This is a genomic window from Roseibium sp. QJM3NY_11 (assembly GCF_056173175.1).
In genome coordinates this window covers 2,576,376-2,596,530 of record NZ_CM149660.1, presented here as the reverse complement: position 1 = coordinate 2,596,530, position 20,155 = coordinate 2,576,376, and the positions used below count along the sequence as shown (strand labels likewise).

The following is a 20,155-nucleotide window of genomic DNA, read 5'->3' as shown; positions in this document are numbered from 1 at the left end:
TTCAAAGATGAAATGTCAGATGGGCCCGGCCACCGGGATCGCAGTCCCTGCGATGGACCTTCACCGCATAGGCCTTTTCGATATGCTCTGATGTCAGGACCTCGTCCGGCCTGCCGTGGGCGACCTGGATGCCCCGGTGCAGGAGCAGGATCCGGTCGCAGACCTGCGCTGCCAGATTGAGGTCATGCAGGCTGGTGACGACTGTTATGTCGAGACCGGCAAGCAGGGCCACGATTTCGAGCTGATGACGGATGTCGAGGTGATTTGTCGGCTCATCCAGAATGAGCAGTTGCGGCTCCTGTGCGAGAGCACGCGCAACCATCACCCTTTGTCGCTCACCGCCGGACAGGGTCCCCATCGACCGCCCCGCCAGATCGGCAAGGCCCATGCGCTCCAGAGCCCCCTCGACAATGTCGACGTCCCGCCGCCCGCCGCGGGAAAATCCGGCGCCGTGCGGTCTGCGGCCAAGGGCCACAATTTCGCGTACCGACAGGGCGAAGTCGGTGGGCTGTTCCTGCAAAACGGCAGCAACCTTGCGCGCGGCCTCGCGCGCCGACAAGGACCAGATATCGTGTCCGTCCAGACAGACGGTCCCCTCCACCGGCCTGTGAAACCGGTACAGCAGACGCAACAGGGTCGATTTTCCCGCCCCGTTGGCGCCGGCGATCCCCAGGACTTCGCCCCTTTCGAGCTCGAAACTGACCCGGTTGAGGAGCGGATCGCCCCGACCCGGTTGCCAGCTGACACCGCGCACAGACAAATGACAGCCGCTCATGACGGGTCCGCCATCTCGGTTTCCGTCGCGATCATCGCCGCGGGAATGCGGGCAAGCGCGGTCCGGCGCAGTTTGCCCGGCCGGTCCCCGGACGTGCACCAGCCATCATCCAGGGAACGGTACTGTTCGGCGAAGGCCACGAGGTCGTCGATATCCGTCTGGGGATCGATGTCCCCGAACAGATAGGTCGCCTTTTCACTGGCCCGGTAAGCCACCGTGCAGGGCCTTGAGCATCCGGCCATGCAGGCGATCCCGGACACTTCGAAGCCGTCCGCGACCAGAGGCGCCGCCCCCTTCAGCGCTTCCTGAAGTTTCGCGATGAGGTCATGACCGGGACGGCAATCGCCGCCCTTGTGACGGCATGATGTGCACACGAAGATCCTGTGTTTGTCGGTGGTCATCAGTCTGTGCCCCTGCCGGTTCTTCCATGACGGTCCGGCACCGGGATATCCGGCACCGCGCACCTGCGCGCCTCCGGCACACGGGTGTCCACGGCGGCAGAGATTCGTAATGTTATTACATTACTACTATCATAATGCGCAAGGCCGCCGGCACAGCCGTTCGGGCGCATTGTCCTGGCCGCGCGATTGCCAAGACGGCTAGCAGCCGCCGCGATTAGGGATCGGATTGAAGGATATGTCGTGCGTGTCCGGTTCATGTCGCCCTCCGCGAAGATGCGGGGCGGCAGGAAACCGAATGTCAATCTGTGTCAGCGCGGGCTGATAGGCCATGTCACTCGCTCCTCCGGGACACCCCGCCCGGGTTGAGGTTAAAGATGAAATGGCAGGTCTCCTGACTTGCGGGTCGACGCTTTCCTGGTCCTTCCCGGGTCTCCCCAGTGGCGTTTCCAGGTTCGCTCACCGCTCACAGTTGCGGGGGCAGTCACGGTTTTGGTGCCTGATGGCTACGCCGCACCGTGTTCCCTTTTAATCCCGATCCGGGGACGCCGGATTCGGAAACCATGTCGATCTTTGTGGCGAATTGCCCCGTGCCTGTCAATGCGCGAGGATTGCGTTCAGGCATGTCGCCGTCGTGCCGTCCGCCTGGTCCTCTTGGCAACACTGTCCTCTTGCCTTCCCGGGTCAAAACTCCTACCTGCGGAGCCATGACAAAAAACTCACTTCCCCCGCGCGCCGAAGCGCGCCCCGTCACCCTCAAGACCCACGGCATCGAGCGCCAGGACGACTACGCCTGGCTGCGCGCCGACAACTGGCAGGAGGTCATGCGCGACGGCCGCGCAGCTTTGGCCGATGACATCGAAGCCTACCTCGATGCCGAGAACGCCTACCAGGATGCGCAGATGGCGCACACGAAGGATCTGCAGGAACAGCTCTTTTCCGAGATGCGCGGCCGCATCAAGGAAGACGACAGTTCGGTGCCCTTACCGGACGGCCCCTATGCCTACGGCCTGAAATACGAGACCGGCGGCCAGCAGCCGATCTTCTTCCGCACGCCCCGCGACGGCGGCAAGGAAACGCTCCTGCTGCACGGCGACAGGGAAGCCGAGGGCAAGGCCTATTTCAAGCTGGGCGGCGCCGGCCAGTCGCCCGATCACAAGCTGCTCGCCTGGGCCTATGACGACAAGGGCTCGGAATTCTATACCCTGCAGGTCCGCGACATCGACACCGGCAAGGACCTGAGCGACCGCATCGAGGACACCGGCGGCGGCGGCGTCTTTTCCGCCGACAGCCGATATGTTTTCTACATCCGCCTTGATGACAATCACCGGCCGTCGAAACTGTTCCGTCACGAGATCGGCACCGACCCGTCCACGGATCAACTGGTTTTCGAGGAACAGGACGCCGGGTTCTTCATGGGGGTCGGCAAGACCCAGTCCGGCGACACCATCGTCATCGACATTCACGACCATGAAACGTCCGAGGTCTGGACGATCCCCGCGAACGACCCGACTGCCGAGCCGGTGCAAATCGCCCCGCGCGAGACCGGCATCGAGTATTCCATCGACGATCACGGCGACACCTTCTACATCCTCACCAACGCGGGCGATGCGGAAGACTTCAAGATCGTCACAGCGCCGAAGGCCAGTCCCGGACGCGACAACTGGACCGACCTCGTGCCGCACAAGCCAGGCTGCCTGGTCCTGTCCCACTGTGTCTACAAGACCTTCATGACCCGCCTGGAGCGCGAGGACGGCCTGCCCCGGATCGTGATCCGCCGCCTGGCCGACAATATCGAACACGAGATCGCCTTCGACGAGGAAGCCTATTCCCTCGGCATGGGGGGCGGCTACGAGTTCGACACCTCGACCATCCGGATTTCCTATTCCTCGATGACGACGCCGTCTCGGACCTACGACTACAACGTCGACACCCGCGAACGGGTCTTGAAAAAGGAACAGGAAGTGCCGTCCGGCCACAAGGTCTCGGACTATGTCACCCGCCGCGTGATGGCCCCTGCCGCGGACGGGGAAACCGTGCCTGTGTCGATCCTCTATCACAAGGACACCGAGCTGGACGGGTCCGCCCCCCTGCTGCTTTACGGCTACGGTTCTTATGGCATCACGGTGCCGGCCAGCTTCAACACCAACGCCCTGTCCCTGGTCGACCGGGGTTTCGTCTATGCGATTGCCCATATCCGTGGTGGCAAGGACAAGGGCTTTCGCTGGTACAAGGACGGCCGCCGGGAGCACAAGAAGAACACCTTCACGGACTTCATTGCCGCCGCAGATCACCTTGTTGCGGAAAAGCTCTCCTCACACGACAAGATCGTCGCCCATGGCGGCTCCGCCGGCGGCATGCTGATGGGGGCCATTGCCAATCTCGCGCCGGAGAAATTCGGCGGTCTGATCGCCGAGGTTCCCTTTGTCGACGTTCTCTCCACCATGCTGGACGACACGCTGCCGCTGACACCGCCGGAATGGCCCGAATGGGGCAACCCGATCACCGACAAGGCCGCATATGAGTACATTGCGTCCTATTCGCCCTACGACAATGTCGCGGCGAAAGCCTATCCCGCGATCTTTGCCGTCGCCGGCCTTACCGATCCGCGCGTGACCTATTGGGAGCCGGCAAAGTGGGTCGCAAAACTGCGCGCCACCCAGACCGGCGACAGCCTTGTGTTGCTGAAGACCAACATGGAGGCCGGACACGGCGGCGCTTCGGGCCGTTTCGACCGGCTGAAGGAAGTCGCCCTCAATCAGTCCTTCGCACTGATGGTCGCCGGCAAGGCCTGATCCGGTCGCTCACGGTGAATTGAAAACAGATCCGGGCCCGCATGCGGGTCCGGTTTTTCTTTTTCCTGCAAATGCCATAGGCTTGATTGAGACGAACAAGACCATGAACCATGGGGATATTCATGAAACAGTCCTGCCACTGGATCCAGAGCCTTGCGGCGGTTGTCACACTTACCGCGGCCCTTCTGTCATCCGTGACGCTCGCATCCGCCGCCGAATTGCGCTGGTCCTCGCCGACGGATCCGCAGACAATGGATCCCCATGCCGTCAGCTCCGCTCCGGTGCTCGGGTTTTTGAACAACGTCTATGAAGGCCTGGTCCGGCGCGACAAGGACATGGCGATCGCGCCCTCTCTGGCGGCAAGCTGGGAACCGCTCGGCGGCGACGGTTGGCGCTTTCACCTGCGCGAGGGCGTCAAGTTTCATGACGGTGCCGATTTCACCGCCGAAGACGTGTTGTTCTCCTACCAGCGCGCCTCTTCCGAAGCGTCGGACGTGAGTTCCTGGTTCGCTCCGGTCAAGGAAGTCAGGGTGGTCGACGACTACACGGTCGATTTCCTGACACATGCCCCGGATCCGATCTTCCCGGACTCGATCGCCAATTTCATGATCCTGGACAAGGACTGGGCCGAGGCCAACGGTGCCGCACTGCCGGCAAAGGACACGGAAACCCACGCCACCCTCAATGCCAACGGCACCGGCCCTTTCAGGCTGGCCGCGCGGGAACCGGGCGTCGAGACGGTCCTGGAAGCCTATGACGGCTGGTGGGATCAGCCGGAGCACAATCTCACCAAGGCAACGTTCCTTCCGATTGCCAACCCCGCCACCGCCGTCGCCGGCCTGTTGAGCGGTCAGGTCGACCTGATCAATCCCGTGCCGGTGCAGGATGTCGACCGCATCCGGAACCAGGACGGTTTCGCCCTGCATCAGGGCATCGAGGCGCGCGTGATCATGCTCGGCTTCGGCCACAGCCACGACGCCTTGAAGTCATCCGGCGAAACCGCCGGAACGAACCCGTTCCAGGATGTGAAGGTGCGCACCGCGGTCCAGAAGGCGATCAATGCGGAAGCACTGGTCGACAAGATCATGCGCGGCAATGCCGAGGTCGCCAGCCAGCTCGTCAGCCCGCAGATGAAGGGCTACAGCAAGGCGGCGAGCGCGCGTATCGGCCACGATCCGGAAGGCGCCCGGGCGTTGCTCTCGGAAGCAGGCTATCCGGACGGTTTTTCCTTCGGACTGTCCTGCCCCAACGACCGCTACATCAATGACGAAGCCCTGTGCAAGGCCATGGCCGCCATGCTTGCGCAGGCGGGCATGAAAGCAAAACTGAACGCGATGCCGGTGCGCAACTACTGGCCGGAACTGCGGGCGGGCAATTTCGACATGTATCTTCTCGGCTGGTCGCCGGGCACGTTCGACGCCGAGCATCCGGTCCGGTTCCTGGTTACATCCAAGAACGACGAGAAGAAGCTCGGCAGCTGGAATTTCGGCGGCTATTCCAATTCGAAGGTCGACGCGCTGTTGCCGCAGATCCAGCGGGAAATCGATCCGGAGAAACGCCAGGCCATGCTGGACGAGGTCGCAACGATTGTCCGTGACGACGTGGTCTATGTGCCGCTGCACATCCAGCCGCTTCTGTGGGGCTCGAAGTCGAACATCGACCTGACCCAGCGCGCAGACAACTTCCTGATGCTGCGCTGGATCACGGTCAACTGAGACCGGCCTGTTGAGAAAAAGGGCGGCAACCGGCGTCAGTGCGCCGGCTGCCGCCTGACCCAGTCGACGAAGGCCTTCGCTGCCTTTTTCTTCAGCGCTCCGTGGGAGCAGGTCACGAAATAGGCCGTTCCGAAGTCATGCACGCCTCCGGGCCACGCCGCCAGGGCTCCGTCGTCGACCAGTTTTCTCGTGATCGACTGCCATCCGAGCATGACCCCTCTCCCGTCATGCGCAGCCTGAACCGCCTGCACGTAGTTGTCGAAGGTATGACCGGGCCGGCCGCTGCGCCTGATCTGTCTCTGTGCAAAATAATCGGACCAGGAATCCCACAGGTGCGGGGACCCCAGCCGGACATCGATCAGCACCGCCTCTTCCAGTTCGCCCGCCTTCCGTGCCTCGGCGATGACATCGGGCCTTGCGACCGGGCAAGCGCGCTCGTCGAACAGTTTCCAGGTCCTGCCGTCCGTCCAGTCGCCGCGCCCGTAGCGAAAAGCGACATCGAGCCCCGTGGACAGAACGGGCTGGTCCGAGGGAGGCGCCTGCACGTTGACGGTTATGTCCGGATGACGCGCATAGAAATCGGAAAGCCTCGGCATCAACCAGTAGGTGGCGAAACCGAGCGTGCAGCACAGCGTGAGCTGATGGTCCGACACTCCGGCCGCATGACGTGTTTCGGCAATCGTATCCTCGATCAGGGCAAATCCGTTCCGCACCGCTCTTGAGATCCTCTCGCCGGCTTCCGTCGGCACGGCCGGCTTGGCGCTGCGATCCAGCAGGCAAACCCCGATCTCCTGTTCGAGCGCGCGGATCGCCTGCGTGACCGCCGGCGGTGTCACATTGAGCGACTGCGCGGCCCGCTGCATCGAACCAAGCCGGCAGACCGCATCGAACGTCAACAGGAGTCGAAGGGGAGGAAGATTGGCCATAACTTAACACATGGATTAACTTGGGTTCAGCGTTTATCGCCTTTTTGCATGACCCGTTCGCCATCATCTTAAGAAGCACACAGAATCTGAAATGGCAATCGAAGCCGGATCGGACGCGTGCTTTTCAAAGAGGTGGCGCAGGATGCGGTTACGAACTGCCTGTTCCGGCACGGGAGACATTCCGCGCAAACAGACATACGGGGATTGATGACATGACGGAGCACACACTGACCGAAGACCAGTTGAGATCCTTCGAGGAAGACGGATTTCTGGCGATAGACAATCTGCTTCCCGCCGACGACCTGTCGGAGATCGAGGAGGAATACGCGCTTCTTCTGGACCGGACCGCCGAGTTCCTGCGCGCACAGGGCCGCATCCCCAGGCTCTACGCACATCTTTCGTTCGGAGACCGGTATTGCGCAATTCTCAACGACTATCCGGATCTGCACCGGCACTTCAATGTCTCTCTCCCCTTGCAGAACGAGGCGATCACACCGGAAAACTTTCTGATGCACACCGGTCCCGCAGCCTTCAGGCTGATGCGGCACCCGGCGATCCTCGATGTGGTGCAATCCGTCATCGGGCCGGAAATCACCTGCAGTCCCGTTCAGCAAATGCGCATGAAACCGCCCCAGGGCAATCTGTCGGGCGGCCTCACCGCCCACTCCAATGTCGGTGTGACGACCTGGCATCAGGATATCGTCGCCCTGCTTCCGGAAGCCGACGACACGCAGCAGGTAACGGTCTGGCTTGCCATCACCGAGGCCTCGATCGAAAACGGCTGCCTCGTCTCGGTGCCCGGCTCGCACCGCGCGGGCCCCAGGGTCCATTGCTCCAATCGCAAACTGGCGTCGGAACCCTCCGTGCCGGACCGGCTGATGCAGGAGCAGGAAGGCGTGCCGCTGCCCGTGAGCAAGGGGGGCGTGGTGCTGTTCCACAAGATGAACGTGCACAGGGCGCTGCCAAATCTGTCAGACGGTCTGCGCTGGAGCCTCGACCTGCGCTATCTTCCCACCGGACAGGCGACCGGCCGGCCCGCCTTCCCGGAGTTCGTTGCCCGCAGCCGGTCAGATCAACACCTTGAACTGCGCAATCCCAACAGATGGGCAATGTCGTGGGATGACGCCCGTGATGCAATCCTGTCGGGACGCTACAAGGGACGGATTTTCGAAGATGCCCGATGGGCCGACCCCGCGGTGTGCTAGCGTGCGCGGCCGGCGCGCCGGTGCGGCGTCACTCCCCGGATAATGACTTGATTTTGCCCCGGTCTTCGGCTCATGTGACAGGCGTTGCAAATCAGTCTTTCGGCCGCGCACAAGACGGTCATGTCAATCTCTGGAGCGAGCCATGCACCGCAGTTTCCGCAGTCTGTTCCCGGCCAGCCGGCTGAAGGCCGGCCTGAAAGCGGCGCCCGCCCTGTTGGCGGCGCTTGCGCTGACGGCCTGCCAGACGGAAACCACGCAAGTGTCCGATCTACTGTTCGCTCCGACCTTCTCCAAGAGCCGGCAATACCTTCCCAACACCTACAACACCCAATACGACTGCCGCGCCTTCACCGGCAGTGGCTGGAAGGGCATTGCCAGTGGGCGGGTGGAGTATTTCGACGAACGATACATGATCTCGCAAGCCGGCTGTTTCCGCACGAAAAACGAATGCGAGGCCTGGCTGTCCCTCATGCGCGGCTACATCGATATCCCGCGTTTCATCCGCTGCAATCCCTACAGCGCCTAAGAGCGTTTCTCTTTCATATGGAACCCTATGAACAAGACACGCCCTAGGGACCGTCTGCGCCGGGCATTGCGCCTTGAAATACAGAACAGTCGTTGAGAAAAGCGGCCATGTACTCGCGCAGGCATTTTGCCCTGGCGCTGAGCAGCCGTCCGGTCGGCCAGACCGCAAAAATGTCGCGTCCCGGCCCCCTCCAGTCTGTCAGGACCCGCCGGAGCCGACCAGACTGCAGATCGCCGGAAATCTCGCTGACAGGCAAAAGCGCAAGCCCGTGGCCGTCTGCAGCGAACTGACGCGCAAGACCGATATCGTCAACGGTGACGAAGGCATTCGGATGAAGCATTTCACGGTCTCCGGAAAGAGTGTTTTCCAGTTCCCACGATTGAAGCGCCACAACCTTTATCAGGCTGTGACCGGCCAGGTCATCCGGAATCAACGGTGTACCTGCCGCCTTCAGATAGTCCGGCGATGCCACGACGGTCGTGGCGATGCCGCCCAGCCTTCGCTGAAAAAGACGAAGGTCGGTCTGTGGACCAATCCGTAACGCAAGGTCCACGTGGTTTTCCAGCAGGTCCTTGTTCTCGTTGTTGAGTGTCAGCGTCAGCCGGATATCGGGAAACTCCCTTATGAAGCCGGACCACATCGGCTGCAGGATGCCAACGGAAATATTGGTCGGTGCCGCGACTTTCAGGCCACCTTGCAGCGCATGCAGATCGGCGCTCAAGCCACGGAAATTTGCTTCCGCTTGCCCGATCAGATCTGCAAAGGCTTCATAGAAGGCTTCACCCTCGCTCGTGAGGGCGAACTTGCGGGCGGACCTGTGCAGCAGCTTCGCACCGGTCCGTTCTTCCAGCTTGCGCAACCGCCGTGTCACCGTTGCTGCCGGAACGCCCAGATGAGACGCCGTCCGCGCAAGACTGCCTTTTTGAACGATGTGAACAAACAGCGCGATATCGTCGAACATGATTTCATCTATGGAATTTAATTTGCCATATTTCAATATGGATTATCAGATCACAAATCAATACGTCTTCGTCAGTCACCAGACTGAAACGGAGATATTCATGACCCACTATTTCATCAGCGCCGGAATCGAGCTCCAAAAGGGGGCGGATCTCATGAAGGCCGAGGCAGGTCTTCAACGCCTTGCAAAACAAACCCGCGACGAACCGGAGTGTCACCTTTTCGAGATCCGCCAGAACCTCACGGACCCGACCCGCTTCACCTTGTGGGAATGCTGGACTGATCGGGCCGCCCTCGCCGCCCACTACGAGATGCCCCACACAAAGGCCTATCTGGCGCAAGATCTGACAAAGGTCTGTTACATCGAGGAACTTGGCGAAATCGGTACGCGGGAGCCGGCCTAGCCATGAAAAGCCGTCTGATCGCAACCTTGCTGATGTCCTTCGGCCTGTCCCTGCTGATGTCTTGCTGGGTCACTTTTCTCAATCTGGGCCTGACGGATGTCTTCTTCGAAAAATGGATGGACGCCTTCCGGCTCGCCTGGCCTGCCGCTGCCGTGATTGCCTTTCTTCTCGGCCCGCCAGTCCAGAAAGCCACGGCATTTCTCACCAGCAGAACCCCCTGAAACTCTCTGGAGACACAATGACCATTGTCAGAAAAAACTCCGAAAGACTCGGTAATCCGGTTGGCCCCTATACCCACGCGGTTGTCCACGACCGAACGCTTTACACGTCCGGGTTCACGGCGTTCGGCACGGAGGCGCACTCGGGATCAGCCGGCGCGCAGACCCGGGCTGTGCTCGATCAGCTCGACAGTCTTGCCGAGGAATTTGGCAAGTCACTGGCCGACCTTGTCAAGGTGACGGTCTTCGCGATCCATCCTGACGACATTGCCGAGATCCGCGACGTCTTGTCGGAACGCTATGACAATGCGGTTCCGGCAAGCTCAATGGTATTGGTCGCATCCCTGTTTGCGCCCGAGCTGAAAGTTGAAATCGAAGCGATTTTCGGTCTCTAGCGCATTGCCCGGTCATTCTTGAAACAGTCAAGTCATTGGAGGTTGGCTCTTCCCGGAACCGTGAATTGTGCCAACGGGCTTCGGTGGCCCGCTCAGACTGTCAGGCGCTTGCGGAAAAACACGGTCTCCGCGATCGGCGTATCGTAATACGCGGGCGTTTCCTCGAAGCCGGACGCGGTGTAGAGCTTGATCGCGCCGGTCATGCTGGGCAGCGTATCGAGCAGCATCTCGCGGTAGCCGGCCGCCTCCGCCGCAGCGACGACGCGCCCGACCAATGCGGCGCCGACGCCCCGGCCCCGCCCGGCCGGCAGCACGTAAAGCCGTTTCATTTCGCAGTCCCCCGCTTTGCCGAACCCGCGCAGGCCGACACAGCCCAGAACGCAGCCGTCATGGTCGCGCGCCAGGAACAGCGCCCCGGCGGGCGGCGTGTATTTTCCGGGCAGGCCCGCCAGTTCCTCGTCGAACCCCTGATACGACAGGTCGATGCCGAGCCAGTCGACATAGGCCCTGAACAGGTTCCTGATCGCGTCCAGATCTTCCGCGCTGGTCGCGGCGACGATGGCAAAGGAATGCGCGCTTGTCATGCTGTGTCAAATCCGAGGAAATGCCGGGTCAATCCGCTGCCGGCACAACCGGCGGGATCGCTTTCAGGTAGGCCGCGATGGCGTCCCGGTCCTGGGCGGGCAGTCTGGCCATGTTTTCCTGCACATGCACCATCTCGCCGCCGACGGAATCGTAATCCGGCGTGAAACCGCTTTCCAGGTAATAGGCAATGTCGGACGCGCTCCAGCTTCCGAATTCGGGCGCACCCGGCGTGATGTTGGGGATCCGCCCCTCGCCCGTCGGTGCCGGGGCACCGCCAAGCCAATCGGTCAGGATCAGCCCACCGGCAAGATTTCGGGCGGTGTGGCATTCCCCGCAATGGCCCGGACCTTCCACGAGGTAGCGGCCGCGTTGCCACAGTTCCGGATCGGCCTCTCCGTCGCCCGAAGGCGCCGCGATGACCGCAGCCGGCTTCAGAAAGAGGCGTTTCCACAGGCCCAGAGCGCGCCGGATGTTGAACGGAAAGCCGAGTTCATGCGCCGCTGCCTTGCCCGCGACCGCCGGCAGGGATTTCATGAAAGCGAACAGGTCGCCAAGATCCTCTGCACTCATCCGCGCATAGGAGGTATAGGGAAACGCCGGATAGTAGTTGCGCCCGTCCGGCGACGTTCCATGGGTCATGGCATCGGCGAAATCGGTGAGCGTCCAGGCACCGATCCCGTCCGAAGCACTGGACGAGATGTTTGGCGCCACAAAGACACCGAAAGGCGTCTCGAGCCTGAGGCCGCCGCCGAGTTTGAGCAGATCGTCCCCCTCCGCGCCCTTGGCGGCATGGCAGGAGGCACAGCCTCCCGCCCAGAACACGAACTCGCCCCTGTCAGGGCTGCCCTCGGACAACAGGGCGCTGTCCGCGGCGCTCATGCGCGTGGGCGCGGACAGAACCCAGCCGGTCCCGGCGCCAACCAGGACCAGCGCGACCAGAACCGCCAGCGCTTTCTTCATCGTGTTTCTTCCGCAATCGGTTCAGGAAAATGCCCCGAACAGGGTCAGTTCTTCTTACGGTAGGTTTCGTGACACGATTTGCAAGTGCCAAAGACCGGCCCCATGGCCGCCTTGAAGGCGTCCAGATCCGCAGGGCCGGATTTGCCCGAGGCACTCGCCGCAGTGGCGGTGGCCGCCGCGAATTTTGCCAGTTCACCGGCAAATCCGTCGGCATTCTCCCAGATCGCCGGAGCGGCTCCGGTATTGCCCTGATCCGATCCGGCAGGCAAAAAGTCGCCAAAGGTCAGCGAGGCCGCCCGCATTGTCGTGATCGCCGCCTTTCCGGCAGCCGGCGTATAGGCGATCTCGCCCTTCATCATGCCGCCGGCAAGACCTGCGGCACCGCCCACGGACGCCATGATGGCCTGCCGCGTGGCAATCGGGTCATCCGCGGCCTGCACGGATGCACCAGTCAGCCCGAGCCCTGCGACCAGACCCAGAACGGCAATTTTCAGGAAACGACCCATAACATTCTCCCTCTCTCTCATGCGCATCTACCGATGCGGCACCTCACCGGGAGTACAGCGCATTCCCCCGTTGATCATGAAATCACGCTCCCGTGATCAGGTCCGTTTTTTTGTAACAAACGGTCCCGTGGCCGGATAAATCGCACGCGCGGATACAAAAAGGCCCCGGTTCTCTCGAACCGGGGCCTTCACGGGACAAGGTGGCCCGCTTATTTCGTGGCAGCTTCGTACATCTCCAGGACGTAGTCCCAGTTGATCATGCTGTCGATGAACGCTTCCAGGTACTTCGGACGCGCGTTTCGGTAATCGATGTAGTAGGAGTGTTCCCAGACATCGCAGCCCAGGATCGGCGCAGCGCCGTGAACAAGCGGGTTTTCGCCGTTCGGTGTCTTCATGATTTCAAGCTTGCCGTCCTTGACCGCAAGCCAGGCCCAGCCCGAACCGAACTGGCCGACGCCGGCCGCGATGAAATCGGCACGGAACTTGTCGAACCCGCCCAGGTCGCTGTCGATGGCCGATGCCAGGGCGCTCGGCAGTGACGAACCGCCACCGTCCTTCTTCATCCACTTCCAGAAATGGATGTGGTTGTAATGCTGGCCGGCGTTGTTGAACAGCGGCGCGTTCTTGCCGTAGCTTTCCTTGACGACCTCTTCCAGCGACTTGCCTTCAAGGCCACTGCCGGCGAGCAGCTCGTTGCCTTTGGTAACATAGGCCTGATGGTGCTTGTCATGGTGAAACTCGAGTGTTTCAGCGGACATGTAAGGGGCCAGTGCATCATATGCATAGGGCAGGTCAGGCAATTCGAAAGACATGGCTAACTCCTTGGAAAGGTCGGTGACCGGCGGTCCGCACGGCACGCGCCCCGGGACCGCTTCGAGGCGCAAAATAGGATCGTGGAGCGAGGTCGGCAAGCAGGGATCGCCAAAATAAAGAAGATTTTTCTTATTTTTTTACAATCGATGCCTGCCCGCAGAAAATGTCGTGCCCTCTGGACCAGTCGCCCCGAAGGGTGCCTGGAAATGTCCCGGCCCGAGATTCAGGCGATCCGGTTCTCGTTTTGCGGATCGAAGACGACTGCCTTTTCCATATTGAAGGCAAATGGATACACGTCACCTGCATTGACAGCGACGTTGGCCCTGAACCGGGCCGTCACGTCCTTGCCGCTGATCTGGCTGACAACAAACGTGTCCGACCCGGCGGGTTCGGTGACTTCGACAGGCGTCTCCACCACGTGGATCGCCCGGGAGTTGCGATCCGCGCCGTCCAGGTCCGTGATCGCCTCGGGCCGGATGCCGAGAATGATGTCCCGTCCAAGGCTGGAGGACAACTGATCGGAAGCAAACGGGATCGCGGCCTTGGTGCTGTCGGCAAGGGCAACTTCGGCAGCCGGCTTGCCGTTCAACGAGACCACCTTGGCGGGAAACAGGTTCATGGACGGCGAGCCCATGAAACCGGCGACAAACATGTTGGCCGGATTGTCGTAGATCTCCTTGGGCGTACCAAGTTGCTGAACAAAGCCGCCATACATGACCGCGATCCGTGTGGACAGGGTCAATGCCTCGATCTGGTCGTGGGTCACATAGACGATGGTCGTGCCCAGTTTCTGGTGAAGCTTCTTGATCTCCGTGCGCATGTCGACGCGAAGCTTTGCATCCAGATTGGAAAGCGGCTCGTCAAACAGGAAGATGTCCGGCTCACGCACCAGGGCACGGCCCATGGCCACCCGCTGGCGTTGCCCGCCGCTGAGCTGCCCCGGTTTCCGGTCCAGCAGGTGCGTGATCTGCAACAGGTCGGCCACCTGATCGATGCGCTTTGCGCGTTCCGGCTTGGCGATGCCGTGCATTTCCATGCCGAAGGAAATATTGCCCCGCACGGTCATGTTCGGATAGAGCGCATAGGACTGGAACACCATGGCGATGTTCCGGTCAGCCGGCTTCACCCCGTTCATGCTCCTGCCACGCACGGATATGTCGCCCGTCGTGACACCTTCCAGACCAGCGATCATGTTGAGGAGCGTTGATTTTCCGCAGCCGGAGGGGCCGACGAGCACAAGAAACTCGCCTTCCTCGATGGAAATGTTGGTTTCCTGCAAAACCTGCACGGCCCCGTAGGACTTGGTCGCCTGCTTGATGTCTAGAAAACCCATGGTGTTATCCCTTTACCGAGCCGGCCATCAGGCCGCGCACGAAGTAACGCCCCGCGACGATGTAGACGAACAACGTCGGAAGCGCGGCCATGATCGCCCCGGCGAAATGGACGTTGTATTCCTTCACGCCGGTCGAGGACTGCACGAGATTGTTGAGCGCAACCGTCATCGGTTGACTGTTGAAGTCGGAAAACGATGCTCCGAACAGGAAGTCGTTCCAGATGTTAGTGAACTGCCAGATGATGCAGACAACCGCGATCGGACCTGAGGATGGCAGCAGAATGCGCCAGAAAATCCTGAAGAACCCGGCTCCGTCGATTTGAGCCGCCCGAACAAGTTCGGTCGGAAAAGCCGCATAGTAGTTGCGGAAGTAGAGTGTCGAAAATCCGATCCCGTACACAAAATGGACGAAGATCAGCCCGGGCACGGTCCCGGCGATCCCGATCAGGCCGAGCATCCGGGCCATCGGAATCAGGACCATCTGGAACGGGATGAAACAACCGAACAGCAGCAACCCGAACAGAACCGTAGAACCGCGAAACGCCCATTTGGTGAGAACATACCCATTGAGGGCCCCGACAATCGTCGACAGTGCAACGGCCGGCACCACCATGATGATGGAATTGAGGAAATAGGGGCGCAGCCCCGTCGCCTGGACGCCGATCTGAGCGGTCGACCAGGCGCTGGACCAGGGCGCCAAGGTCCACTCCTGCGGCAACGCCATCATGCCGCCCGCGGTGATCTCGGACAGCGGTTTCAGCGAATTGACCAGCATCACGTAAAGCGGAAGCAGGTAGTAGATGCAGAACACGGCCAGAACTGCATAGAGAATGACACGCGCGGCACCAGACGACCGCGATCTTGAAACGGCGGCCATCATTTTTTCTCCCGCAGTTCGGACCACAGATACGGCACGATGATCGCTGCGATCGTCATCAGCATGATCACGGCGGATGCGGCGCCAATCCCCATCTGGTTCCGGGAGAACGTATAGGAATACATGAAGGTTGCCGGCAGTTCGGTCGCCGTTCCCGGCCCCCCGCCCGTCAGCGCAATCACCAGGTCATAGGACTTGATCGCCATGTGGGCGAGGACGACGAAAGCAGACATGAAGGCCGGCCGAAGCTGCGGAATCACGATCCGCCGGTAAAGCGCAAACGTCGACGCGCCGTCGATCTGGGCGGCCTTCATCATCTCTCCGTCGATGCCGCGCAAACCGGCAAGGAACATGGCCATGACGAAACCGGACGTCTGCCAGACCGCCGCGATGACGATCGTGTAGATCGCCATGTCGCTGTCCTTGATCCAGTTGAAGGTAAAGGTCTCCCAGCCCCATCCGCGGACAACGGCTTCAACACCAATCCCCGGATCCAGGAACCACTTCCAGGCGACGCCGGTGACGATGAAACTCAGTGCCATCGGGTAAAGGTAGACCGTTCGGATAAACCCTTCCGCACGGATCCGTTGATCCAGCAGGATCGCCAGAAACAAGCCGAGCACAGAACAGATCGCGATATAGAGAACACCGAAGATGACCAGATTGGAAACGGCCTTGTCCCAGGCACGAATCCGAAACAGGTTCTCGTAATTCTGCCAACCGACCCAACCGAAAGACGGCAGGATGCGGCTGTCGGTGAACGACAGATACAACGTGAACGCGATGAAGCCGTACACGAAGATCAACGCAATCGCGATTGTCGGGCTGAGCACCAATTTGGGTAGGGCATCGCGCAATCTGTCAACAACAGAACCACGCGGGTTCGCCGTTTCAGGCAAAGACATCAGGGCCCTCCGGGCAGGCCGGGAACGGTGAGGTTCCACCGTTCCCGTTTCGATCGTTACTTGTTGATTTGAACCGCGGTCACGAGTTCATCAACAGCGGTTGCACTGTCGTATTCCCCGTTGAAATGCGCCGTGATTACATCATACATGGCATTCTTGATCGCCGCAGGATTGGCGTGACCATGGGCCATCGACCCGTAGAGATTGCCGCTCTCGGCAGCTTTTTTCAGGTCGGCCATTCCCTTCTTTCCGCAAGCATCAAATGCTTCGTTCGACACATCCGTACGTGCCGGCACCGAGCCTTTGACAACGTTGAATGCGGACTGGAAATTCGGAGACAGGATCGCGGTCGCAAGGGCGGCCTGTTCCTTGCCGACTTCCGAGCCCTGCGAGAACATCGCAAACTGATCGGCGTTGAAGGTGACCTGCTCCTGAGTTCCCGGGAAGCGGAAGCACAGGAAGTCCTGATCGGGCACCTTGTCGGCATTCAGGAATTCGCCCTTGGCCCAGTCGCCCATCATCTGGAATGCAGCATCCCCGTTGATGACCATGGCTGTCGCCAGGTTCCAGTCCCGTCCGGAGAAGTTGTCATCGACATGCGACCGGATCACGGCCATGCGATCGAAGGCTTCCTTCATGGTGTCGGACCCGAGAGTGTCTTCATCAAGGTCGATGAAGGCCTTCTGGTAGAATTCCGGTCCGCCGGTGGACAATGCGACGGCATCGAACACGGTCGCATCCTGCCAGGGCTGCCCGCCATGAGCGATCGGAGTTTTGCCGGCTGCCTTCACCTTGTCCAGGGCGGCGACGAATTCGTCCCAGGTTGTCGGAACCGCGATACCAAGCTCATCCAGCACGGCCTTGTTGGCCCAGACCCAGTTTGTTGAGTGAACATTGACCGGCGCCGCGACCCATTTGCCGTCGTGCTTTGAAAATTTCTGCAAGGCTGCCGGAACGACGGTGTCCCAGTTTTCCTGTTCAGCCTGGGTATTCAAATCGGCAAGCGCCCCCTCTTCGGCCCAGTCCAGAATGTCGAAACCGAGCATCTGTACGGCGGTGGGCGGGTTTCCGGAGGTCACGCGGGCCCGCAAGACGGTCATCGCCTGTGTCCCGCCGCCACCGGCGACCGGCATGTCTTTCCAGTCAATCCCCTGGCTCTCGAGGTCCTGCTTCAGGACGTTCAGGGCAGCAGCTTCACCACCGGAAGTCCACCAGTGCAGGACCTCGACTTCCTCGGCCTGAATGCTCGTGCTTGCAGCCATTAAAGCGGCGGCAGCCGTCACCATTCTTGTCAATTTACGCATATATTCCTCCCATTAAGCGCCATTCGGCGTCCCGGATACCGTCAACGGGTATCTCGTTGCCAGACAAAATACATTGTAACGTTACAAACGAACCATCTGTCAATAAATTTTGGAAACCAGAACAGCCTTGTTTTGCGTGCCCGTTTTCACATTTTTCAATGCCTCTCCATGCTGCATTGCAAAATAGGATTTTATTGTAACGTTACAAATTCCCTGTTTAGACTGACATGGAATTCCGCCACGCGCTTCATCACCTGAACAAAACCGGGCATCTCTCGCAAACCATTGAAAAACACGGAAGACATTGCGGCGGAAAAACCGCCTCGCCCAACCCTGCGCACCGTAGCGGCTGAATCCGGCTTCGCGGTCACGACCGTGTCACGTGCCCTGTCCGGTGACCCCCGAATAGCGGAAAATACCCGAAACAAGGTGGCCGAAGTCGCACGCCGGCAGGGTTATGTTCCCAATCGCGCAGCTCAGAGGCTGCGCACGGGAAAAACGAAGGTCATCAGCCTGATCCTCGATCCGCACCACGAAATACCGGATTTCGGCCGCTCCCTGATCGCCGGCATCAGCTTTGCCCTGAAAGGCACTGGTTACCACCTGACAATCATCCCGCATTTCCAGGAAGAATCGACGACGGACCCGGTCAACTACATCCTGGACAACCGTCTGGCCGACGGCCTGATTTTCACCCGGACCGAGGCCTTCGACGCGCGTGTCCGACTATTGCAGGAAGCGAATTTTCCGTTCGTGACGCACGGCAGGACCGACTTCACCCGACCCCACGCCTACGTCGACTATGACAATGAGGAATTCGCGTATCAGGCTGCACGCCGGTTGATCGATCTCGGCTGTGACCAGATCGGCATTGTGCTGCCTCCCGAACGCCTGACGTTTTCGCAGTATTTGCGATACGGGTTCATGCGCGCCGTCCGCGAAAGCGGGATCAAATACGACATTCCCGAAGAAGTTACGCTCGACAGTCCGGCGGAGGCCCTGTGGGCGGTCTATCGCGACCGGCTGAACAGCATAGCCAGGCCTTATGGCGTCGTTTGCGCAGGCGAAACCTCTGCGCTCGCCATTTCATCCCTGTTTATTGATCAGGGGCTTGAACCGGGAAAAGACTTCCACCTGGTCGTGAAGCGGACCTCGAACCTGTTCAAACTGCACCGACCCGTGTTCCGAAGCATTTACGAAAACATATTTGAGGCCGGAACACTGTTGGGGGATACCATTTTGAAGGTGGCCAGTGGGAGCCCTCCCGCCGAAAACCAGACCGTGCAGAGGTCGGTACCGGATTGATGCCGTTCCCGGATATCCCTGATTTTCCATAGATCCCGGCGTCTGCTGTCCCGGTTTTGGGCCCCCCCCCCGACACAGTCAAGCGCGTTTGCAAAAGCAGCCGTCCCCGGCGGGCAAGGCAGTCTGCCTCGCACGTCAGGGACAAGCGATGGACGGCACCCGGGCATCCGACGCCGGCTATGCAGGTCCAGCGGCGGCTTCCGGGGATCTGTCACCAGGGCTGGAGCCCCAGCAACCTTTCTCCAAGCGGGGTCAATGTCGCCGTTTCGGCGTTTTTCCTTTCCCAGTTCCGAGGATCTCCGGGGAAGTCCGGCCGGTCGGGATGATCGAGCTCGCGCCACAGGCGAATGCGCTCGTTGCGTTCGGCGACATTGTCGTAATCGGACGGATACATGGAGATATATTGCGCCATGCGCACACGGTTGTCGGAATGGTTGGGCCTCACACCATGCGCCAGCAGCGAATTGAAGATCAGAAGGTCGCCGGGCTCCATCGAGATGTTCTCGCGATCCAGGCCGGTCATGTCCGGCAACAGCGGATTGCGGTCTTCGGGCTGGGTCTTTTCCCATTCCTCGAAATGTTCAAACAGATAGGGCACCGCCTGGAAGCCGCCCGTCTCGTGGTCCTGCTTCTTAAGGCTCAAGACCCCTTGAACACCAATCGGTTGCGGGCGCTGCTTCGTGTCGACATCCCAGTGGATGAAACCTTCGGGATTGCCTTTCTCCCGCTTTGGCGGATTGAGGTTGGCACGATCAATGGCAACCCAAAGATCCTCGCGATCCCAGATGTCCACGAAAGCGTCGTAGACCCGCTGCTCCATGCGGTTGTCCCAGAGATACTGGTGATTGTAGATCTCGACCATGCCGGCATTGTTGAGTTCCTTGCGGACGTGCGGACGGCGTTCCGGAGCGTACCAGGTCGATGGATCATCCGGATCCTTCTCATCGAACTCCCAGAGCAGATCGGCCAACCGGTCGGCATTTTCCAGCGGCACGGCCTGCCGGACGATGACATACCCCTTGGTGATCCAGTGGTGCCAGTCGGATTGGCTCAGCACCCTGAAAGGCAGGGTTTTCTCGATGTCCTTGAGTTGGGTCGTTACCTTCTCGCTGACCGGATGGCTGATTTCGGCGGCGGTTGGCTGCATGGTCTTCCTCCTCCCTTTCCCGGCTTTCATGTCCCTGTGTCCGGGTTGATGAACGCAATTCTAGAACCGAACCGGCATCCGGTGTTGTATTCGCGTGGCCCAA

The 20,155-nt window shown here is 60.5% G+C and carries 21 protein-coding genes and 1 riboswitch; of the genes, 8 read left to right on the top strand and 13 right to left on the bottom strand.

Going from position 1 to position 20,155, the window contains the following annotated elements:
* Position 1: 1 nt before the first annotated feature.
* Together AC0VX3_RS11905 and AC0VX3_RS11900 are read right to left on the bottom strand one after the other, a co-directional pair.
* Positions 2 to 775 carry an ABC transporter ATP-binding protein gene (locus AC0VX3_RS11905; protein ID WP_475524880.1) on the bottom strand — a complete coding sequence of 258 codons (774 nt, stop codon included), beginning with the start codon at positions 773 to 775 and terminating at the stop codon, positions 2 to 4.
* Positions 772 to 1,176: a DUF1636 family protein gene (locus tag AC0VX3_RS11900; RefSeq protein WP_475524879.1), complete on the bottom strand. Its 405-nt coding sequence runs from the start codon at positions 1,174 to 1,176 to the stop codon at positions 772 to 774. Before AC0VX3_RS11900 ends, AC0VX3_RS11905 begins: the two co-directional genes overlap by 4 nt.
* A 364-nt stretch (positions 1,177 to 1,540) precedes the next feature.
* A riboswitch (cobalamin riboswitch) is annotated at positions 1,541 to 1,754 on the bottom strand.
* Between the two features lie 126 nt (positions 1,755 to 1,880).
* Here AC0VX3_RS11900 and AC0VX3_RS11895 point away from each other — a divergent pair.
* Entirely contained in the window at positions 1,881 to 3,968 is a 2,088-nt protein-coding gene (locus tag AC0VX3_RS11895; RefSeq protein WP_475524878.1) for a S9 family peptidase, read from the top strand.
* Between the two features lie 122 nt (positions 3,969 to 4,090).
* Entirely contained in the window at positions 4,091 to 5,683 is a 1,593-nt protein-coding gene (locus AC0VX3_RS11890; RefSeq protein ID WP_475524877.1) for an ABC transporter substrate-binding protein, read from the top strand.
* Between the two features lie 35 nt (positions 5,684 to 5,718).
* On the opposite strand, the gene AC0VX3_RS11885 is transcribed toward AC0VX3_RS11890, so the two are convergent.
* The gene (locus AC0VX3_RS11885) at positions 5,719 to 6,609 is read right to left on the bottom strand and encodes a LysR substrate-binding domain-containing protein (RefSeq protein ID WP_475524876.1); all 891 of its coding nucleotides are present in this window, start codon (positions 6,607 to 6,609) and stop codon (positions 5,719 to 5,721) included.
* Between the two features lie 212 nt (positions 6,610 to 6,821).
* Here AC0VX3_RS11885 and AC0VX3_RS11880 point away from each other — a divergent pair, with 212 nt between their 5' ends.
* Together AC0VX3_RS11880 and AC0VX3_RS11875 are read left to right on the top strand one after the other, a co-directional pair.
* Positions 6,822 to 7,814, top strand: a complete 993-nt coding sequence (locus AC0VX3_RS11880) for a phytanoyl-CoA dioxygenase family protein (protein WP_475524875.1) — start codon at positions 6,822 to 6,824, stop codon at positions 7,812 to 7,814.
* A gap of 142 nt (positions 7,815 to 7,956) precedes the next feature.
* Positions 7,957 to 8,340 carry a hypothetical protein gene (locus tag AC0VX3_RS11875; RefSeq protein ID WP_475524874.1) on the top strand — a complete coding sequence of 128 codons (384 nt, stop codon included), beginning with the start codon at positions 7,957 to 7,959 and terminating at the stop codon, positions 8,338 to 8,340.
* A gap of 43 nt (positions 8,341 to 8,383) precedes the next feature.
* On the opposite strand, the gene AC0VX3_RS11870 is transcribed toward AC0VX3_RS11875, so the two are convergent.
* A complete protein-coding gene (locus tag AC0VX3_RS11870) occupies positions 8,384 to 9,301 on the bottom strand; it encodes a LysR family transcriptional regulator (RefSeq protein ID WP_475524873.1) in 918 nt (305 codons plus the stop codon).
* 100 nt (positions 9,302 to 9,401) lie between these two features.
* Here AC0VX3_RS11870 and AC0VX3_RS11865 point away from each other — a divergent pair, with 100 nt between their 5' ends.
* The 3 genes from AC0VX3_RS11865 to AC0VX3_RS11855 are packed head-to-tail and all read left to right on the top strand — an operon-like array spanning position 9,402 to position 10,317.
* Positions 9,402 to 9,704: a putative quinol monooxygenase gene (locus tag AC0VX3_RS11865; RefSeq protein WP_475524872.1), complete on the top strand. Its 303-nt coding sequence runs from the start codon at positions 9,402 to 9,404 to the stop codon at positions 9,702 to 9,704.
* A 2-nt stretch (positions 9,705 to 9,706) separates the two neighbouring features.
* Positions 9,707 to 9,925: a DUF2798 domain-containing protein gene (locus AC0VX3_RS11860; protein ID WP_342892298.1), complete on the top strand. Its 219-nt coding sequence runs from the start codon at positions 9,707 to 9,709 to the stop codon at positions 9,923 to 9,925.
* Positions 9,926 to 9,942: 17 nt separating this feature from the next.
* Positions 9,943 to 10,317 (top strand): RidA family protein, encoded by a 375-nt coding sequence (locus tag AC0VX3_RS11855; RefSeq protein ID WP_475524871.1) that lies wholly within the window; start codon positions 9,943 to 9,945, stop codon positions 10,315 to 10,317.
* Between the two features lie 92 nt (positions 10,318 to 10,409).
* Here the strand turns inward: AC0VX3_RS11855 and AC0VX3_RS11850 are convergent, their stop codons facing one another.
* The 8 genes from AC0VX3_RS11850 to AC0VX3_RS11815 all read right to left on the bottom strand — a co-directional run bounded on the left by AC0VX3_RS11850 (position 10,410) and on the right by AC0VX3_RS11815 (position 17,600).
* Entirely contained in the window at positions 10,410 to 10,901 is a 492-nt protein-coding gene (locus tag AC0VX3_RS11850; protein ID WP_475524870.1) for a GNAT family N-acetyltransferase, read from the bottom strand.
* A gap of 28 nt (positions 10,902 to 10,929) precedes the next feature.
* On the bottom strand, positions 10,930 to 11,862 hold the full coding sequence (locus AC0VX3_RS11845) for a c-type cytochrome (protein WP_475524869.1): 933 nt from the start codon (positions 11,860 to 11,862) through the stop codon (positions 10,930 to 10,932).
* A 44-nt stretch (positions 11,863 to 11,906) separates the two neighbouring features.
* Positions 11,907 to 12,368, bottom strand: a complete 462-nt coding sequence (locus AC0VX3_RS11840; protein WP_342892294.1) for a c-type cytochrome — start codon at positions 12,366 to 12,368, stop codon at positions 11,907 to 11,909.
* Between the two features lie 209 nt (positions 12,369 to 12,577).
* Positions 12,578 to 13,180 (bottom strand): superoxide dismutase, encoded by a 603-nt coding sequence (locus AC0VX3_RS11835; RefSeq protein WP_475524868.1) that lies wholly within the window; start codon positions 13,178 to 13,180, stop codon positions 12,578 to 12,580.
* Between the two features lie 224 nt (positions 13,181 to 13,404).
* Positions 13,405 to 14,514 (bottom strand): ABC transporter ATP-binding protein, encoded by a 1,110-nt coding sequence (locus AC0VX3_RS11830; RefSeq protein WP_475524867.1) that lies wholly within the window; start codon positions 14,512 to 14,514, stop codon positions 13,405 to 13,407.
* Positions 14,515 to 14,518: 4 nt separating this feature from the next.
* A complete protein-coding gene (locus tag AC0VX3_RS11825) occupies positions 14,519 to 15,391 on the bottom strand; it encodes a carbohydrate ABC transporter permease (protein ID WP_475525170.1) in 873 nt (290 codons plus the stop codon).
* On the bottom strand, positions 15,391 to 16,296 hold the full coding sequence (locus AC0VX3_RS11820; protein ID WP_475524866.1) for a carbohydrate ABC transporter permease: 906 nt from the start codon (positions 16,294 to 16,296) through the stop codon (positions 15,391 to 15,393). The genes AC0VX3_RS11825 and AC0VX3_RS11820 overlap by 1 nt, the downstream gene beginning before the upstream one ends.
* Positions 16,297 to 16,352: 56 nt before the next feature.
* A complete protein-coding gene (locus tag AC0VX3_RS11815; protein WP_342892290.1) occupies positions 16,353 to 17,600 on the bottom strand; it encodes an ABC transporter substrate-binding protein in 1,248 nt (415 codons plus the stop codon).
* 285 nt (positions 17,601 to 17,885) lie between these two features.
* Between AC0VX3_RS11815 and AC0VX3_RS11810 the strand changes: the two genes are divergently transcribed.
* Positions 17,886 to 18,905 carry a LacI family DNA-binding transcriptional regulator gene (locus AC0VX3_RS11810; RefSeq protein ID WP_475524865.1) on the top strand — a complete coding sequence of 340 codons (1,020 nt, stop codon included), beginning with the start codon at positions 17,886 to 17,888 and terminating at the stop codon, positions 18,903 to 18,905.
* 211 nt (positions 18,906 to 19,116) lie between these two features.
* Here AC0VX3_RS11810 and AC0VX3_RS11805 read toward each other — a convergent pair whose 3' ends face one another.
* Positions 19,117 to 20,052, bottom strand: a complete 936-nt coding sequence (locus AC0VX3_RS11805) for a phytanoyl-CoA dioxygenase family protein (protein WP_475524864.1) — start codon at positions 20,050 to 20,052, stop codon at positions 19,117 to 19,119.
* Positions 20,053 to 20,155: the final 103 nt, after the last annotated feature.

What these genes read in the sequence shown, in the direction of transcription:
- AC0VX3_RS11905 (WP_475524880.1), bottom strand. Translation starts at nt 775, where the DNA reads ATGAGCGGCTGTCATTTGTCTGTGCGCGGTGTCAGCTGGCAACCGGGT.
- AC0VX3_RS11900 (WP_475524879.1), bottom strand. Translation starts at nt 1,176, where the DNA reads ATGACCACCGACAAACACAGGATCTTCGTGTGCACATCATGCCGTCAC.
- AC0VX3_RS11895 (WP_475524878.1), top strand. Translation starts at nt 1,881, where the DNA reads ATGACAAAAAACTCACTTCCCCCGCGCGCCGAAGCGCGCCCCGTCACC.
- AC0VX3_RS11890 (WP_475524877.1), top strand. Translation starts at nt 4,091, where the DNA reads ATGAAACAGTCCTGCCACTGGATCCAGAGCCTTGCGGCGGTTGTCACA.
- AC0VX3_RS11885 (WP_475524876.1), bottom strand. Translation starts at nt 6,609, where the DNA reads ATGGCCAATCTTCCTCCCCTTCGACTCCTGTTGACGTTCGATGCGGTC.
- AC0VX3_RS11880 (WP_475524875.1), top strand. Translation starts at nt 6,822, where the DNA reads ATGACGGAGCACACACTGACCGAAGACCAGTTGAGATCCTTCGAGGAA.
- AC0VX3_RS11875 (WP_475524874.1), top strand. Translation starts at nt 7,957, where the DNA reads ATGCACCGCAGTTTCCGCAGTCTGTTCCCGGCCAGCCGGCTGAAGGCC.
- AC0VX3_RS11870 (WP_475524873.1), bottom strand. Translation starts at nt 9,301, where the DNA reads ATGTTCGACGATATCGCGCTGTTTGTTCACATCGTTCAAAAAGGCAGT.
- AC0VX3_RS11865 (WP_475524872.1), top strand. Translation starts at nt 9,402, where the DNA reads ATGACCCACTATTTCATCAGCGCCGGAATCGAGCTCCAAAAGGGGGCG.
- AC0VX3_RS11860 (WP_342892298.1), top strand. Translation starts at nt 9,707, where the DNA reads ATGAAAAGCCGTCTGATCGCAACCTTGCTGATGTCCTTCGGCCTGTCC.
- AC0VX3_RS11855 (WP_475524871.1), top strand. Translation starts at nt 9,943, where the DNA reads ATGACCATTGTCAGAAAAAACTCCGAAAGACTCGGTAATCCGGTTGGC.
- AC0VX3_RS11850 (WP_475524870.1), bottom strand. Translation starts at nt 10,901, where the DNA reads ATGACAAGCGCGCATTCCTTTGCCATCGTCGCCGCGACCAGCGCGGAA.
- AC0VX3_RS11845 (WP_475524869.1), bottom strand. Translation starts at nt 11,862, where the DNA reads ATGAAGAAAGCGCTGGCGGTTCTGGTCGCGCTGGTCCTGGTTGGCGCC.
- AC0VX3_RS11840 (WP_342892294.1), bottom strand. Translation starts at nt 12,368, where the DNA reads ATGGGTCGTTTCCTGAAAATTGCCGTTCTGGGTCTGGTCGCAGGGCTC.
- AC0VX3_RS11835 (WP_475524868.1), bottom strand. Translation starts at nt 13,180, where the DNA reads ATGTCTTTCGAATTGCCTGACCTGCCCTATGCATATGATGCACTGGCC.
- AC0VX3_RS11830 (WP_475524867.1), bottom strand. Translation starts at nt 14,514, where the DNA reads ATGGGTTTTCTAGACATCAAGCAGGCGACCAAGTCCTACGGGGCCGTG.
- AC0VX3_RS11825 (WP_475525170.1), bottom strand. Translation starts at nt 15,391, where the DNA reads ATGGCCGCCGTTTCAAGATCGCGGTCGTCTGGTGCCGCGCGTGTCATT.
- AC0VX3_RS11820 (WP_475524866.1), bottom strand. Translation starts at nt 16,296, where the DNA reads ATGTCTTTGCCTGAAACGGCGAACCCGCGTGGTTCTGTTGTTGACAGA.
- AC0VX3_RS11815 (WP_342892290.1), bottom strand. Translation starts at nt 17,600, where the DNA reads ATGCGTAAATTGACAAGAATGGTGACGGCTGCCGCCGCTTTAATGGCT.
- AC0VX3_RS11805 (WP_475524864.1), bottom strand. Translation starts at nt 20,052, where the DNA reads ATGCAGCCAACCGCCGCCGAAATCAGCCATCCGGTCAGCGAGAAGGTA.